The sequence below is a fragment of the Marinobacter sp. genome (assembly GCF_965229985.1).
Taxonomy (GTDB): Bacteria; Pseudomonadota; Gammaproteobacteria; order Pseudomonadales; family Oleiphilaceae; genus Marinobacter.
On sequence record NZ_OZ245935.1, the window covers coordinates 4,464,976 to 4,478,831 of the forward strand.

Below are 13,856 nucleotides of genomic sequence, written 5' to 3' on the forward strand. Positions count from 1 at the left end.
GCGGATGGCTGAACATCGAAATCACGAGAATCGGCCAGTTGATGGCCGCGATAAAAATTACAGGAATGAGGCGTTGGGAACGGGCTCGGAATCGGGTTTTTCTACAGCCTCGTTAACTGCTCAAGGAGCGGGCATGAATTTTGGTATTTTAGTGTTTGATGGCGTGGAGGAGCTCGACTTCGTTGGGCCATGGGAGGTCCTCAAAATTTGGTCCAAAATTGCCGACGGCCCTGAAAATTGCTTCATCGTTGGTGAATCACAAACTGCTATTAGTTGCGCTCGTGGTTTGTCTGTTAATCCCCAGATTTCTTTCGAAGACTGTCCGAAGCTTGACTACCTGTTAGTTCCAGGAGGCCAAGGAACAAGGAAGGAAGTTCAAAATCGGGTTTTGTTGGAGTTTGTCGAGAGCCAAGCACGACATTGCCAGGCCGTGCTATCCGTATGCACCGGTGCCTTTATTCTTCACGCTGCCGGGTTATTGGCCGATAAAAAGGCAACAACGCATTGGGCCTCGCTTGCTCGTCTAAGGGCTTTAGGCAACGTGGAAGTGATGGAAAAACGCTTTGTCAGGGACGGCAATATATGGACGTCTGCGGGCGTATCAGCTGGAATTGACCTTATGCTTGCTTTTATTGCGAGTATCGCTGGAGACGAAGTAGCGGGACAGGTGCAATTCAACTCTGAGTATTATCCCGCCTCAACTAGTTATGGTGGGTTCGAGCTGCATCCGGACGCACCGGCGTACCTAAAGCGCAGTTAACCAGTAGGTGAAGCCGACCGGTACTACGCTGCGCTTCGTCCCAGCGGCTTACCACGGCGTTATGTGGTGCCAGCCATGCTACACTCACGGGTTTTGAACCATGTTTAATCACGGGTAGCCAGGAAGCTACTTTTTACTGAAAGGAACTCTGACCATGAGCAACCTGATTGCCGCCTGCGTCGGCGACATGCACGTTTGCCCGATCAAAGGGCATGGCTCCTCCCCCATCATGTCCAACGGCTCCAGCATCCTTGTTGAAGGTAAACCCATCGCCCGCGTGGGCGATGTCACCGGTTGCGGTGCCGTCATTACCCAAGGCTACCCGTTGGCGTTGGCCGATGGTATGCCGGTGGCCTACCTCGGCAGCCCCACCAGTCATGGTGGTTCCATTGTTAGCGGTAATCAACGAGTAATACTGGGTGTTGCCACCAACACCGCACCGGTTGTGGACTTCTCCATGGCTGGCGCACTGGATGATAAAGGCCAGCTTACTCCGGCCGCCAAAGAGTTGCTGAGCAAAGATCCACAGGAGTTTGTGCGGAGAGCTGCGCAGAAAGGCGCGTTGATTGATGAAGGGTTGCCGGACGAAGAACAGAAAGATTCCCCCGACGAAGAAGATCGCCCCAAAGTCCGGGTAGAGACTGGCCTGTTTTTCGACGGTACTGGCAACAACCGGGATAACACCCAAGCCTATCAGAGACAGCTGGATGAGTGCCTGACGGCCAATGCCGCTGGCGCTATCTCCGAGGATGAGTGCAGTGCCGAACTGTCGCAGATCATGGAGGGTAGTTACCTCAACGCTGAAACCAATGTCTCCAAGCTGGAGCGAATGTATCAGAAGGGCCAGTTCCAGAGTGACGACTGGGAGCGGGCGCATAGGACTTCCATTTATGTCTCGGGCGTAGGCACTAAGTCAGGGTGGCCAGACGACGGTCCGAGTATGGGGCTGGGTCTCGGTGAGCAGGGGATGCTCAAGAAAGTCGATCAAGGTTGTGGCGATCTGGCGATTGAGATTATCAGGCTTGTCCGTGACCCCATTGACGAACTCGTGCTTGACGTTTTCGGTTTCAGCCGTGGCGCGGCCACGGCCCGGCATTTCATCAGCCGTGAAGTTCAGGATGAAAACGGCGCGCTGGCCGTCGCGTTCAAACAACAGGGCATACCCTGGCCGAAGAAGATCACAGTGCGCTTTGTGGGACTGTTCGATACCGTGGCTGGTGTTGCCGATCTTGGTAACTTGGACTTCTCCGCCCACGATGCCGAAACCGGACGCATAAACGTCAACCTCAGACCGGACGATGCTGAGCGGGTGGTCCAGTTTGCCGCACGGGATGAACGTCGTCATAACTTCTCACTGAACAGTCTGCGCGGCGACTCCGGCAACCTGCCGGATCATTTCAGCGAATGGACGCTGCCGGGGGCTCATTCCGATATTGGCGGGGGCTACCCGGATCGCTTTCACGAAAGGATTGAGGTTCGCCCACCGTTGGTGGTCAAAGGGAAAGACCGCCGCAATCCCGAAGCCAGTTTTGAGTTTTCGCGCATGTTGCAGGAGCGTGCGCTGATCAAAAACGAGGGCTGGATTGGTTCTCTGAATCCACTGGCTACTCTGTATATTGAGCAGGAGCGCCCACCCGGTTTGCCGGGCGGTGACATCACGCTTCGCCTTTGGCTGGACCGGGAGGTTCGGGGTGAATACTCCCGGATTCCGCTGTATCTGATGCACAAGTTGGCGGTGGATGCTGGCGTTCCTTTCGATGTTATTGACCCTGAAGACTCATCGCTTTCTCTTCCGCAAGAGTTAATGACGGTCGCCAGAAATCTCGCCGCCCATGTATGGCATGGCAGTGAGCTATTGATGACCCCGGAATCCAGAGCGTTATTGAAGCAACGATACATCCACCATTCCGTTCATTATCTGAAACTTGGTCCTCTGCACCCCTTTAAGCCCGGTAAGTACGGTCGGCGGACCGTCCACCCGAATAAGGGACAATGGTCAGAGGGGGAATACCATGAGTATTAAGGCGCTTGCCATTAGCTTTTGTGTTCTGACGATGCTTGGGTGTTCGGATCAGAGCGAATCGGAACAACCAAGGTATGGCCCCGACCCTGACTACCGAAGCATCTCCGTTGTCGTGCCTCGGCATTACGATGCATGGGTCGAGACCTTTATTCTGGAATCGGTGTCGGGGGAAATCGGTTGGAGAGCACCGATTGGCAGCGTCTCTTGTTGCTGGAAAGAGCCTTCCGGAGGAAACGCCGAGTGGCAGGCAATGCCGGGCCTGGTACTTATCAAGTGGTTCTCGTTTGCCGAACAGCAATCTTACCGGGCGTTGATCCAGCTTGAGAATGCGCGTGAGATTGAAGAGAAAATGAAAGAAATCGCCCCAATTGAACGCTATGGTAAAACCATTGACATGCCTCGCAACGACCTGACGTTTGGCCTGGCACCAGGCGGCACGGTGGTTGTCTGGATAATGAACGGGGCGGAAAATGCCATTGAGGTGGGGCGATACCAGGCAACACCTTACGATCACAAAGAAGAAGGAGAAGACTATACTCGTCGTACCGAGAGTTATCTTGAAAGAGAAGCGGATTTCCTGCAAAAAAATGGGATTCGGTACGACGGTTGGTGAAATCTTATTTCTGACCAGTGTGTAAGGCACCACATAACCATGCCATGCACCGGATGCCAAACCCTCCGCTTCGCTGCGGTTTTGTCACCGGTGATGGCGGGCGTTAGAGGCATCATGGAACCAGAGTATTTCGTAAAGGCCCTGGAAAAACATTGCAGGGATGCAGGCGTCGAAGGTTGCTTGGAGGACTTCGAGTCTCCACCCGGACGCAAGCCAGATCCCACACTTGTTCATATGTCTGAATGGTTCAAATCGTTATCACCGTCTGACCGCGACATGGTAGCCAAAGCAATGCAAGAGGCAGCGGATGCTACATTGCATGGGGTTCTGTGTGTCCTGGATGGAGTTCGTCCAATTGAGAGCGGTTCAGAGAAGTCACGCTTTCAACTTATCGCCCAGAAGGGCACTGAGCAATCAATAATTTGTCCGGGGGGAGAGGATCTGCATGATCTCAAGCAAAGCCTCTAACCCATATGAGCCTTCTCGGATTCAATAGGCAATAGTCATTTTTTTGGCCGCGCTAGCGGCCAACCTAACCCCATGAGCGAGAACGCCTGCTTCGTCAGTCTCGCGGAGCTGTCAGGCACTTACAGCAAACACATATAGGGGCTCTCTTACGTGGCTTTAGGCCACAGCCTGACCGGTCGTTCCATCGGTGGGTCAGGGGCACCAGACATTCATCGGTTAACCGGTCACTGGCGCTATTCAAGCGTCGGGCTGCATGGCTCCAGTTAGTGTCAGGCTCAGGACCGGTGTAAGCGCACTGGCTCATGGTATTAAGGCACGCCCACGGGCTGGCTAATCAAGTCGCTCTGGCTTCAACATCGGTGACAGAAAACCGCTTGGGTATCGGGTACCAGTCAGCGGACTTGCAGTCTTCGGTGTCATCCTTTCTGATCCAGTTAGACGTCTTGCTCAGCCCGTGGCGTGACTAACCTTTCAGGAACCGTTGTTCATCGAACACCCTTTTGTCTTTGAGCATGAAGTACACCGCACGTCCCAGTTTGTGGGCCACAGCCGACAGAGCTTTGGGTTTGTTCATCCGCTTCTGAAGCTTTCAACGTAGCGTTTGGCCTTGTCGTTGTTGCGAATGAACAGCACAGCTGCTTCTGAGAACGCCCACTTCAGATGAGCATTGCCAATCTTGTTACCCTGAGTGCCGTAGACTTTGCCGGCGGATTCCGCTTTGCACTTCACCAGGCGCGCGTAGGACGCGAACTTTTGAACCGATTCGAAGCGTTGAACATCGCCGACTTCGTAGAGAATGGTCAGGGCCAGAATGCGACCGACTCCAGGAATGGTCTTCAGCACATTGAGTGATGCTGGATCGTGTTGTTTGGCCTGCTGCTCCAGATGCCATTCAAGCTTTTTGAGTTCGTGCTGATAACAGTCGACGATGGCGAGGTCCAGATCGATGTTGCGCTGAACGTCTGGATCGCTAAAAGCAGCGGTGAGTTGTGAGCGACCGCCAGGGTTGTTGAGGTTGGCTTTGCTGGGCGGCAAATTGTACTGGCCCAGAGTGTTCACAGCGTGGGCCTTGAGCATAGCGCCATGTTGGACAATGCGGGTACGACGGCGCAACAGATCGCGGGTGGCGCGCATCTCCTTGGGATAGACATAAGCCAATGGGAAATTACCACCGCGCATGAGCATCGCGATTTTGAAGGAATCAATACGGTCGTTCTTGGTTTTGCCGCCATGGATCGCCTTCATGTACAGCGCATGGCCCAAAATGAAGTTGATACCGTGTTCCTCGCACAGGTCTGATATCCAGTACCAGCAGTGCATGCATTCGACACCGACGACGAGATCATCGCGAAAGGGTTCCAGCAGAGCCAGTAGCGGTTCCGGGCGGGCTTTGATTTCCTTGTGCAGCAACACCTCGCCTTGTTGGTCGATGATGCAGACATACAGGCTGCGGGCGTGCAGGTCGATTCCACAATAATGGCGGTGGGTGCTATGGTAAAAGTTCATTGAGTCTTCTCCCTTGTAGAGCTTGGTCGCCTTCCAGCTTAGCGGGCAACCGCTGGGCTGGGGAGAAGGCTCAATCAGTATCAAGGCGCATCAGTACGCGGCTGATGGCCGCCGGACGCCCTTTTAATTGCGGCTTCGCCTCCATTACAAGGTCGCCGCTAAGCTCAGCGTTACAAGGCCAACTGAAAGGGAGTTCAAAGTGGTTACCTGCTATCTGAAGTACGTTATAGATCCCTACAAAGCCGCCGAGTTCGAGCGCTACTCGAAAATGTGGATACCTTTGGTCCAGAAATTCGGCGGTCAGCATCATGGGTATTTCTTGCCCTCCGAGGGCGCAAACAATATAGCTATCGCGCTATTCACGTTCGAGTCGCTGGCAGCCTATGAAAAGTATCGTGAGGCCTCGTTCAAAGACTCGGATTGCCAAGCCGCCTTCCGATATGCCGAAGAAACTCGTTGTGTACTAAGCTGTAAGCGCAGTTTTATGAGACCGGTTTTTGAGTGAGCTTGTAACAAGTGCATTAAGTCTGTTCCGGCCCGAAGGGCCTCCATCGGACGCCGTAGTCGGGCGCCCGTTATGCAAGTGTTGGGCGGCCTGACACAAGGATTGTTCTATGCCAGATATAGCGGCTATTCGCGACATCTCGCGAATCTGGCCACTACCGAAGCGTGAGGGAAGGTGAGTTTCCAGCAGGTACTTGATTCACTGCCGATCGGTGGCGTCTTCGTAGCGTTCGCTATCTTCGCGCTGACCGTTATCGAGGTTGGTTACCGCTACGGGTATTGGTGGCAGGAGCGCACGCAAGACGACAAGGAAGGCCCCACGGGCATGATAGTGGGCTCGCTCCTGGCCCTTATGGCGTTCCTGCTCGCGGTCGCGATGGGGATGGCATCCGATCGCTTCGACACGCGCCGCGGGCTCGTGCTGGCCGAGGCGAATTCCATAGGTACCACTTACCTCAGGGCCGGCTACCTGCCAGAGCCGGCCTCAAGTGAGATCCGGGATCTGCTCCGCGAGTACGTTCCCCTGCGCATCGCAACCGACGATCTGGCAGAAGTCCGAGTGAGAATAGCGCGATCGGTCGAGCTCCAGGAGAAGCTCTGGTCAGTCGCCGAGGAGTTGGCCCGCGCCACACCTGAATCTGACGTCCTGGCCCTGTTCATTGACTCACTGAACGAGACGATCGACCTGAACGAGACGCGGGTAACGGCGGGCATCTACGCACGCGTACCCGAAACGGTCATCCTCCTCCTCTTCTGCGGCTCGATGCTGGCGCTGGGGATGGTGGGCTACAACGTAGGCTTGATCCAGCGGCGCAGCCCCCTCACTACCATCGTGTTGATTGCCCTCCTTGGTGCGGTTATCACCCTCGTGGTGGATCTCGATCGACCGCGCGACGGATTCCTCAAGGTAAGCCAGCAGCCGCTCATTGATCTGCAGGAGCAGGTCGGAGCACTTCCGCCAGCGAATCCACCCGGGTAGCTGGCGTGCATCATTTGGCAGCCCAATGGATTGTGAGGTTACTGAGGGATAGGAGTATTCCCTTTCTGATCTGTGGCGGACTCGCAGCAAAGGGATATGGCTCTGAGCGCGATCTGAATGACATCGACCTTTTCGTTCCCGGTGAATACTTTTCGTCAGTGGTTCAGGCTGGCCATGAATTTGTATCTAAAGCTGCCGCTCACCGACAAGAGGAAGGCTGGGATCTAACCTACGTCCAGTTCAAGTATGAAGGCATCAAAGTGGAGGTAGGTAGCGCTGAAGGTCCAAGAATATACGATGCCGGAAGCGAAACCTGGGTTCCGCTCAGCATAGATTTTTCTCGATATGCGACCGTGCATTTGCTGGGCCTTGAGCTTCCCCTAATGTTGAAGGACGACTTGGTCCAGTATAAGAGCGCGCTCTCACGTCGGGTGGATATCGAAGATATTCGTGCTATCCGTGAGAGCGCATAACCAGGCTATGCACCGAATGCCAAAACCTCCGGTGCCGTTATGTCACCGTTGATGGCAAGCGTTATAGGCCTGGTCGATTTCTGTGCACAGCCTGGTCCAATGTAGGTTAGGCTAATCCATACCTTTCGGGAGGGCATGGCTATGGTAGATATGGTTTTGGAATCAACGATCAAATGTCCAAACTGTGGCCATCAGAAAACGGAAACCATGCCTACCGACTCATGCCAGTATTTTTACGAGTGTGAGTCGTGCCATGTTTTACTGAAGCCCAAGCATGGCGACTGCTGTGTCTTTTGTTCATACGGCACAGTACCGTGCCCGCCAATTCAGCAAGGGGCAGGGTGTTGTGCTCCTGGCCCATAGCAAGTCACGTAAGGCGGACACGTGAGACGCGCCGCTTCGTTTTCGCGTTAGCTGTGATTGCCTCACCCGCTAAGTGATACTATAGTATCACTATAAATTTGGATCAGGGTGAGCCCATGAAAGTTGAGCTTGTTACGAACCTCAAGCGCCAAGCCACAAAGATTCTTGCAGATTTACACTTGTCTAAGGAGCCGATACTGATCACGGAGCATGGTCAGCCATCCGCATACCTTGTTGATGTGCAGGATTATGAGTTTATGCAGCGTCGACTTGAGCTGCTTGAGGGGCTCTCACGGGGAGAGCGTGCTGTACTTGAGGGAAGAACGTACAGCCAGAGTGAGGCCAGAGAGAAAATGAGTAAATGGCTGAAGTAATCTGGACGGAGCCCGCCATTCAAGAGTTGGAGGCCATCGCCGAGTACATTGCTCTGGATAATCCTACAGCCGCAAGTCACCTGGTCCAGGAAGTTTTCGATAAGACCGAGCGTTTGGAAGATTTTCCCCAATCCGGACGGATTCCTCCAGAACTCCCTAATTCAGTATACAGGGAGGTAGTGGTTCCACCGTGTCGCATTTTTTATCGTGAGGATGATAAGCGAGTTCTCATTCTCTATGTCATGCGAGAGGAGCGACAGCTTCGGGCGTACATGCTTGGGAACAGCTAAACAGGCGCGGCACTCGGATGCCTTTGTCTCCGCTTCGCTACGTCAAAGTTGGCAAATGTCAGACTTAACAAACGGGCAAGTTGATGCATTCCGCAGAGCTTTGCTCTGCTCCACGCAAAACTTACCGAAAGCATTAGTGGGATTATGGATGCAGAGTTGAGTCCATCAAGAGCTCCGGGACATTGGAGGCCGTCTCTCAACAACAGGCATTTTCCGAGTTTGTGCGGGCACAGGCCGTCGTTGAGTCGGATCTCAGCAGGTTGATTGGGAGCTTGGAGAAATGACCCACTAACAATGTGATCAACGGCACGCCAACTGCGCTGCCACCCCTTACCACCGGCGTTAACATCAATCAAGGAGTCAGATTTGAGATCGGGAATCTTCATCGCAGTTAGTGCTTTGCTGGTTGGATGTGCAACCTATGAACAACCCATTCCTACAGCGGCAAGCACAGGCAACACCGTTGAACCGTCTTTTGAGCAAAAGGCCGTTGGAGAGGCCTCGATCATGAAGAATCAGGCCTTGAAGTCCTACCGGGAGGACTATGTCCATGCAACCGAACACAAGGCTTTTGCTCAATCTGATGTCGGTGCCTGGTCTTGGAAGTCTAATAGAACCTCAATAAAGCACGCGATAGAGAACTCTTTGATAGATTGTCAAAAAAATAACAAAAGGCACGAAGCTGAATATCCCTGCAAGATCATCAATGTAGACGGGAAATGGGCAGGGGAGCGCTAGATCCTGCAAGGCCAGTCACGGCGGCGCCTTCCACATTGCGTCTTCGCCTCCATTCCGTAGCCGTGAATGCTGGCTGGCGTTGAATTAAGGAGGCTTTCTGCAGCAGAAAGCCCCCTGAAACTGTCTTGGCGCTTATTGGTAGGCGCCTGCACTGTAGATCAATTCATAGCTGTGGCTGTAGATTTCCAGGATGTTCCCAAACGGGTCTTCCATATAAATCATGCGGTAGGGCTTCTCGCCGGGGTAATAGTAGAGCGGTTTCTCCATGCGCTTTTTCCCACCAGCAGCCACAATACGGTCTGCCAGTTCCTCTACGTTCGGGTCTTGAACACAGAAATGAAAGACCCCGGTTTTCCAATACTCGAAATTGTCTTCCGGGTTGGTCTGGTTTTTAAACTGGAAAAGCTCCACACCAATCCGATCGCCTGTCGATAAGTGAGCGATACGGAACTTGCCCCAGCCCGCGCCAAATACATCTGTGCACATCTCTCCGATGGCGCTGTCGTCTTCCTCGATCTCGGTTGGTTCCATGATCAAATACCAACCCATAACCTCAGTATAGAACCTTACGGCTTGCTCAATATCCGGCACGGATATGCCGATGTGTGAGAAGTTTCTTGGGTACACGTTGCTCATTAACTGTCCTCCTCTGTTCAGACTGAAAGCAGGTTACACATGGGCATTGATTAGGTAAAATTATCATTTATTCTCCAAAAGATTACGTAATGTGATGATAAATACGACCTGGTTGCGCACCTTTTGCACATTGGTGGAAGTCGGTCATTTCACCCGAACCGCCGAGCGCCTTCACATGACTCAGTCGGGGGTTAGTCAGCATGTGCGTAAGCTTGAAGAGCAGCTCGGTATCGAATTGCTTGTGAGGCAGGGTAAGCAGTTTTCTCTATCGGGTGCGGGCGAAAGGCTTTATACCGAGGCGCAGGGCATACTCTTTGCGTTGTCTAATCTGGAGCAGACAGTCGGTGAGGATCCGCCCTTTGAAGGCATTGTGCGGATCATGTCGCCGGGAAGTGTCGGGTTGAAGCTTTATCCACATCTGTTGGCGCTGCAGAGCAAGCACCCGAAGCTCGTTATCGATTACCGGTTTGCGCCAAATCCGGATGTGGAAAACGCGATCGCGAAGTCGACTGTTGATCTCGGATTCATGACGTCGAAATCGACCCTCGCCGAGGTAAGCTGCACGCCCGTCGCGCAAGAATCGCTGCTGTTGGTAACACCTGCTACTGTCGAGGAACCGGACTGGGACACTCTGATGGCCCTCGGGTTTATCGATCACCCGGATGGGAGCCATCACGCCAGCTTGCTTCTTGGTGCCAATTACCCTGAGTTTCAGCACAGTAACCTGTTTCCCAGAAAGGGGTTCTCAAACCAGATCGGTTTGATTCTGGAGCCGGTTAGTATGGGTTTGGGTTTTACTGTCTTACCTGCACATGCCGTTGAGGCCTTTGAGAAGTCTGAGCACATCAACGCTCATCTTCTCGCTAACCCGGTCAGCGAGACGTTATACCTGTGCGTTCCCCGGCATCGGGCACTTCAGGCGAGGATGAAGACTATAATAGCGGAAGCCAAAAGGTGGCTTTAACCGGATTGTGGCTGCAGCACTCCGATCCTGTAAATAATATTCACCGCTGGGCTGCCTGTTCGCGATGTTTCAGGTGTCTCAGTAAGAGGCGATAGAGAAAAATCCGATGACTGTTCATTCTGGTTCTTGCCTGTGCGGCACCGTGAGATTTGAGATTGAAGGTGACTTCGAGAGCTTTTACCTGTGCCATTGCCAACACTGTCAAAAAGACACGGGATCTGCTCATGCGGCAAATCTGTTCTCGCAGTCAGCCAAATTGACCTGGCTGGCCGGTGAAGATGCCGTGACATCCTTTACGCTGCCAGGCACTCGTCATAGCAAGAGCTTTTGTAAGTTGTGTGGTTCAGCTCTGCCAAGCACTCAGCTTGAAGGTTTACTCGTCGTCCCCGCAGGGTGTTTGGATAGTAGAATATCCATGGTGCCTACCGCGCACATTTTTATATCCAGCAGAGCGGCTTGGGATGGCGATTTTGGCGGTGTGCCAAAGTTCGCGGGTTTGCCAGAGTAAATTAAGGCATTATCACCGCCCCCAAACATTGACGACTATCGGAGAAAAAAGGCGATATGACTACAGCTCCAACACCCTACCCAATCGGCACCCCCGGCACTCCCTGGGGCGATGCGGAACGCGCCGAGTGGTTGTCACGGCAGACTCGTCAGCGCAGTTACGAGGCGGAGGTGTTGAGTGTGATTGAGGGCCTGCGCTCGCGCTTTGACGTGGAAGAGTACGGCGCTCTGGATTACGGCCCGGATTACTATCCGCTGATGGCGATTCGCAGCCGCGGCTGGAATAACGATCTGCCGCTGGTGCTGATAACCGGCGGGGTTCACGGGTATGAAACCAGTGGTGTGCATGGCGCGCTACAGTTCCTGGATAAGCACGCAGCGGATTATGCCGGCCGCGTGAACTTGCTGGTTGCGCCCTGTGTCAGTCCCTGGGCGTATGAGCGCATTCATCGCTGGAACTATAATGCGATTGATCCCAACCGTTCATTCCACGAGGGCAGTCGGGCGGAGGAGTCAGCCGCACTTATGCGATTGGTAGCGCCTGTTCGTGACAGTGCCCTGATTCATATCGACCTGCACGAGACCACCGACACCGACGAATCGGAGTTTCGCCCGGCGCTGGCTGCCCGCGACGGCAAGCCGTTCGAGCCGGCCGGGATTCCCGATGGCTTTTATGTGGTCGACGACAGCGAGAACCCACAGCCTGAATTCCAGCAGGCACTGATCAGGGCGGTGGAGCAGGTGACGCATATTGCGCCGGCTGATGACAGCGGCGAGATCTTCGGGTCACCCGTGGTCGCCCGGGGCGTGATCGCGTATCCGCTCACGCAGTGGGGCCTGTGCGCCGGTATTACGAGTGCGCCCTACCGGACCACCACCGAGGTTTACCCCGATAGCCCCCGTGTAACCCCCGCGCAATGCAATGCCGCGCAGGCCGCCGCGGTGTGTGCGGCGATCGATTACGGGTTGGCCCATTCAAAGACCGCCGAATGATGTAGCAGGTCAGCATATAGCCATAACCTGAACTACACTTCCTCTGAACGCACACGGCATAGGGAGGCTGGTTATGGCTGACCGACCGAACGTCGTTTTATTCGATGTCCTCGAGACATTGATCGATCTGGATCCGCTGGCGGCACGGCTTGAAGAGGTGGGCCAGCCAGCGACCACCCTGCAGCCCTGGTTCCTGCGCTTCCAGCGCGATGCCATGGCACTGACCCTCGCCGGCGACTCGGCACCGTTCGAACCTCTCGCACGGGAATCCCTCCGCACGGAAACCAAATACACGCTCAATGAGCGTGATATTGAGTATGTGGTTGAGGGGTTCTCCACGCTGCCTACCTTTGATGATACCGCTCCGGCGCTGAAGAAAATCTCGGAGGCGGGCGCATCCGTTGGCTGCCTTACCGTCAACAGCCCTGAAAAAACCCGAGACTTTCTGGAAGGGGCAGGGCTTTCCGGGTTTGTTGACCACGTGATCACCGCCCAGGACGCCGGTGTCTGGAAGCCCCATCCGGATATCTACCGCTACGCTGCCAAGCGCCTGGGTATCCCGATTGAGCGCCTGGCACTGGTTGCGGTGCATGCCTGGGACTGCCACGGCGCCAAAAAAGCCGGGGCCCAGGCAGGCTGGTGTGATCGCCTTGAATGCGAGCCCGGCGATGTATTCATCCCCGCCGATGTGACTGGCAGCACTCTGGTTGAGGTTGCCGACAAACTGATGGGGCTGGATTGAAATCCACAACCACTTGCTCGGGGCTTCGGCCCTGAGGGGTGGTATATCAATCTGCTCAACCAGCGTTCGAAAATATGATTAACCCGGTTCCGACAGATAGGGCTGTGCCAGGGTCTCAAGCTTTTCTTCTCTGAGTTCGCCGATGGCATCCCATATTTGCTCTGCAAGCTCCGGATTTGCCGCTTTGAACTCCCGCGAGAGCATCAGATAGTAAGGTTTGGTTTTCAGGGGTGGTTCAATCCGGACAATGCCCGGGAGCTGATCGGCGTTACGGCTCAACAGGAAATCGGCGGTGACGGATTGCAGGGCAACGGCATGGACTCGTCCCGCGATCAGCAGTTGGAGGCTTTGCCTGGAACTGCGAACTTTCATCACGGAAACGCCCAACTGTTCCAGATCGTTCACTATGGAGTAACCCAGGGGCGCGCCAATCTCCAGGTCATTATCCTTGAAGGCCTCGCCGCTCCAGCCGAGATCGGTATCTGGCAGGGCGTACAAATGGTAGCTGATGGTCGTAAGTCGTCGGGTGGGGTCAACCTGGCCGTCCCGTCGGGGGTATTCGCCAATTCGGGTACGCGCAGCATTGTAAGAAGCATTGAAGATACCATCCACCTGGCCGGTTTCGAGCATGGCCAGGCATCGTTTCCAGGGGTATCGGCTGAACTTGATCCGCAACCCCGGTATCCGTTCCTCTACCAACCTGACCAGCTCCACGGCTGCGCCGGGATTCTCCAGAACCTTTTCGGTGTCACCCATGTAGTAGGGGAACTGGGTTTTATCCTCATAGGCAACATGCAGGACAGTTTCGGCAACCGCAGGCAGGGACGCAGCCAGGAATAGGCAGAGAGGGATCAGTGCGAGGTAAGACTGCACACGCGCTTTCATGGCAGAGTCCAGCAAATTGCAATAACAGGGTTATCTTA

At 54.4% G+C, this 13,856-nt stretch carries 17 protein-coding genes and 1 pseudogene; 14 read left to right on the forward strand and 4 right to left on the reverse strand.

From position 1 onward, the window contains the following. Positions 1-4: 4 nt before the first annotated feature. The 3 genes from ACO06L_RS20585 to ACO06L_RS20595 all read left to right on the forward strand — a co-directional run bounded on the left by ACO06L_RS20585 (position 5) and on the right by ACO06L_RS20595 (position 3,396). Entirely contained in the window at positions 5-760 is a 756-nt protein-coding gene (locus tag ACO06L_RS20585; protein WP_227716173.1) for a DJ-1/PfpI family protein, read from the forward strand. 154 nt (positions 761-914) lie between these two features. Continuing rightward, a complete protein-coding gene (locus tag ACO06L_RS20590; protein WP_202348738.1) occupies positions 915-2,783 on the forward strand; it encodes a phospholipase effector Tle1 domain-containing protein in 1,869 nt (622 codons plus the stop codon). Beyond that, on the forward strand, positions 2,773-3,396 hold the full coding sequence (locus tag ACO06L_RS20595) for a DUF2931 family protein (protein WP_202348739.1): 624 nt from the start codon (positions 2,773-2,775) through the stop codon (positions 3,394-3,396). Before ACO06L_RS20590 ends, ACO06L_RS20595 begins: the two co-directional genes overlap by 11 nt. Positions 3,397-4,327: 931 nt before the next feature. Here ACO06L_RS20595 and ACO06L_RS20600 read toward each other — a convergent pair. Further along, a pseudogene (locus ACO06L_RS20600) lies at positions 4,328-5,370 on the reverse strand (IS110 family transposase). Between the two features lie 70 nt (positions 5,371-5,440). Continuing rightward, positions 5,441-5,680 carry a hypothetical protein gene (locus ACO06L_RS20605; RefSeq protein ID WP_202347445.1) on the reverse strand — a complete coding sequence of 80 codons (240 nt, stop codon included), beginning with the start codon at positions 5,678-5,680 and terminating at the stop codon, positions 5,441-5,443. On the opposite strand from ACO06L_RS20605, the gene ACO06L_RS20610 reads away from it, so the two are divergent. From ACO06L_RS20610 to ACO06L_RS20640, 7 genes are all read left to right on the forward strand, one after another. Continuing rightward, positions 5,570-5,875, forward strand: coding sequence for an NIPSNAP family protein (locus ACO06L_RS20610; protein ID WP_202347224.1), 306 nt, complete (start codon positions 5,570-5,572; stop codon positions 5,873-5,875). The two genes, ACO06L_RS20605 and ACO06L_RS20610, sit on opposite strands and share 111 nt — an antisense overlap. A 174-nt stretch (positions 5,876-6,049) precedes the next feature. Then, positions 6,050-6,853 carry a hypothetical protein gene (locus ACO06L_RS20615; protein WP_202347225.1) on the forward strand — a complete coding sequence of 268 codons (804 nt, stop codon included), beginning with the start codon at positions 6,050-6,052 and terminating at the stop codon, positions 6,851-6,853. A 5-nt stretch (positions 6,854-6,858) separates the two neighbouring features. Then, the gene (locus ACO06L_RS20620; protein ID WP_227715919.1) at positions 6,859-7,326 is read left to right on the forward strand and encodes a nucleotidyltransferase; all 468 of its coding nucleotides are present in this window, start codon (positions 6,859-6,861) and stop codon (positions 7,324-7,326) included. A gap of 141 nt (positions 7,327-7,467) precedes the next feature. Beyond that, complete coding sequence (locus ACO06L_RS20625) at positions 7,468-7,689, forward strand: GDCCVxC domain-containing (seleno)protein (RefSeq protein ID WP_227715943.1); 222 nt, start codon at positions 7,468-7,470, stop codon at positions 7,687-7,689. 116 nt (positions 7,690-7,805) lie between these two features. Then, complete coding sequence (locus ACO06L_RS20630; protein WP_022992576.1) at positions 7,806-8,063, forward strand: type II toxin-antitoxin system Phd/YefM family antitoxin; 258 nt, start codon at positions 7,806-7,808, stop codon at positions 8,061-8,063. After that, complete coding sequence (locus ACO06L_RS20635) at positions 8,051-8,353, forward strand: type II toxin-antitoxin system RelE/ParE family toxin (protein ID WP_202347226.1); 303 nt, start codon at positions 8,051-8,053, stop codon at positions 8,351-8,353. The genes ACO06L_RS20630 and ACO06L_RS20635 overlap by 13 nt, the downstream gene beginning before the upstream one ends. A gap of 366 nt (positions 8,354-8,719) precedes the next feature. Then, on the forward strand, positions 8,720-9,091 hold the full coding sequence (locus ACO06L_RS20640) for a hypothetical protein (RefSeq protein ID WP_202347227.1): 372 nt from the start codon (positions 8,720-8,722) through the stop codon (positions 9,089-9,091). A 132-nt stretch (positions 9,092-9,223) separates the two neighbouring features. Here ACO06L_RS20640 and ACO06L_RS20645 read toward each other — a convergent pair whose 3' ends face one another. Continuing rightward, a complete protein-coding gene (locus tag ACO06L_RS20645) occupies positions 9,224-9,727 on the reverse strand; it encodes a lactoylglutathione lyase family protein (RefSeq protein ID WP_202347228.1) in 504 nt (167 codons plus the stop codon). A gap of 94 nt (positions 9,728-9,821) precedes the next feature. Between ACO06L_RS20645 and ACO06L_RS20650 the strand changes: the two genes are divergently transcribed. The 4 genes from ACO06L_RS20650 to ACO06L_RS20665 all read left to right on the forward strand — a co-directional run bounded on the left by ACO06L_RS20650 (position 9,822) and on the right by ACO06L_RS20665 (position 12,933). Continuing rightward, the gene (locus ACO06L_RS20650; protein WP_202347229.1) at positions 9,822-10,691 is read left to right on the forward strand and encodes a LysR family transcriptional regulator; all 870 of its coding nucleotides are present in this window, start codon (positions 9,822-9,824) and stop codon (positions 10,689-10,691) included. Positions 10,692-10,797: 106 nt separating this feature from the next. Next, positions 10,798-11,199: a GFA family protein gene (locus ACO06L_RS20655; RefSeq protein ID WP_202347230.1), complete on the forward strand. Its 402-nt coding sequence runs from the start codon at positions 10,798-10,800 to the stop codon at positions 11,197-11,199. Between the two features lie 56 nt (positions 11,200-11,255). Then, positions 11,256-12,191 carry a M14 family metallopeptidase gene (locus ACO06L_RS20660; protein WP_202347231.1) on the forward strand — a complete coding sequence of 312 codons (936 nt, stop codon included), beginning with the start codon at positions 11,256-11,258 and terminating at the stop codon, positions 12,189-12,191. Between the two features lie 73 nt (positions 12,192-12,264). Beyond that, entirely contained in the window at positions 12,265-12,933 is a 669-nt protein-coding gene (locus ACO06L_RS20665; protein ID WP_202347232.1) for a haloacid dehalogenase type II, read from the forward strand. 78 nt (positions 12,934-13,011) lie between these two features. Here the strand turns inward: ACO06L_RS20665 and ACO06L_RS20670 are convergent, their stop codons facing one another. Continuing rightward, positions 13,012-13,818: a substrate-binding periplasmic protein gene (locus tag ACO06L_RS20670; RefSeq protein WP_202347233.1), complete on the reverse strand. Its 807-nt coding sequence runs from the start codon at positions 13,816-13,818 to the stop codon at positions 13,012-13,014. Positions 13,819-13,856 lie beyond the last annotated feature (38 nt).

Excerpts from the sequence above, each read along its gene's own strand:
- ACO06L_RS20660 (WP_202347231.1), top strand. The coding sequence starts at position 11,256 with ATGACTACAGCTCCAACACCCTACCCAATCGGCACCCCCGGCACTCCC.
- ACO06L_RS20655 (WP_202347230.1), top strand. The coding sequence starts at position 10,798 with ATGACTGTTCATTCTGGTTCTTGCCTGTGCGGCACCGTGAGATTTGAG.
- ACO06L_RS20670 (WP_202347233.1), bottom strand. The coding sequence starts at position 13,818 with ATGAAAGCGCGTGTGCAGTCTTACCTCGCACTGATCCCTCTCTGCCTA.
- ACO06L_RS20595 (WP_202348739.1), top strand. The coding sequence starts at position 2,773 with ATGAGTATTAAGGCGCTTGCCATTAGCTTTTGTGTTCTGACGATGCTT.
- ACO06L_RS20650 (WP_202347229.1), top strand. The coding sequence starts at position 9,822 with ATGATAAATACGACCTGGTTGCGCACCTTTTGCACATTGGTGGAAGTC.
- ACO06L_RS20590 (WP_202348738.1), top strand. The coding sequence starts at position 915 with ATGAGCAACCTGATTGCCGCCTGCGTCGGCGACATGCACGTTTGCCCG.
- ACO06L_RS20665 (WP_202347232.1), top strand. The coding sequence starts at position 12,265 with ATGGCTGACCGACCGAACGTCGTTTTATTCGATGTCCTCGAGACATTG.
- ACO06L_RS20645 (WP_202347228.1), bottom strand. The coding sequence starts at position 9,727 with ATGAGCAACGTGTACCCAAGAAACTTCTCACACATCGGCATATCCGTG.
- ACO06L_RS20635 (WP_202347226.1), top strand. The coding sequence starts at position 8,051 with ATGGCTGAAGTAATCTGGACGGAGCCCGCCATTCAAGAGTTGGAGGCC.
- ACO06L_RS20630 (WP_022992576.1), top strand. The coding sequence starts at position 7,806 with ATGAAAGTTGAGCTTGTTACGAACCTCAAGCGCCAAGCCACAAAGATT.
- ACO06L_RS20625 (WP_227715943.1), top strand. The coding sequence starts at position 7,468 with ATGGTAGATATGGTTTTGGAATCAACGATCAAATGTCCAAACTGTGGC.
- ACO06L_RS20605 (WP_202347445.1), bottom strand. The coding sequence starts at position 5,680 with ATGATGCTGACCGCCGAATTTCTGGACCAAAGGTATCCACATTTTCGA.
- ACO06L_RS20585 (WP_227716173.1), top strand. The coding sequence starts at position 5 with ATGGCTGAACATCGAAATCACGAGAATCGGCCAGTTGATGGCCGCGAT.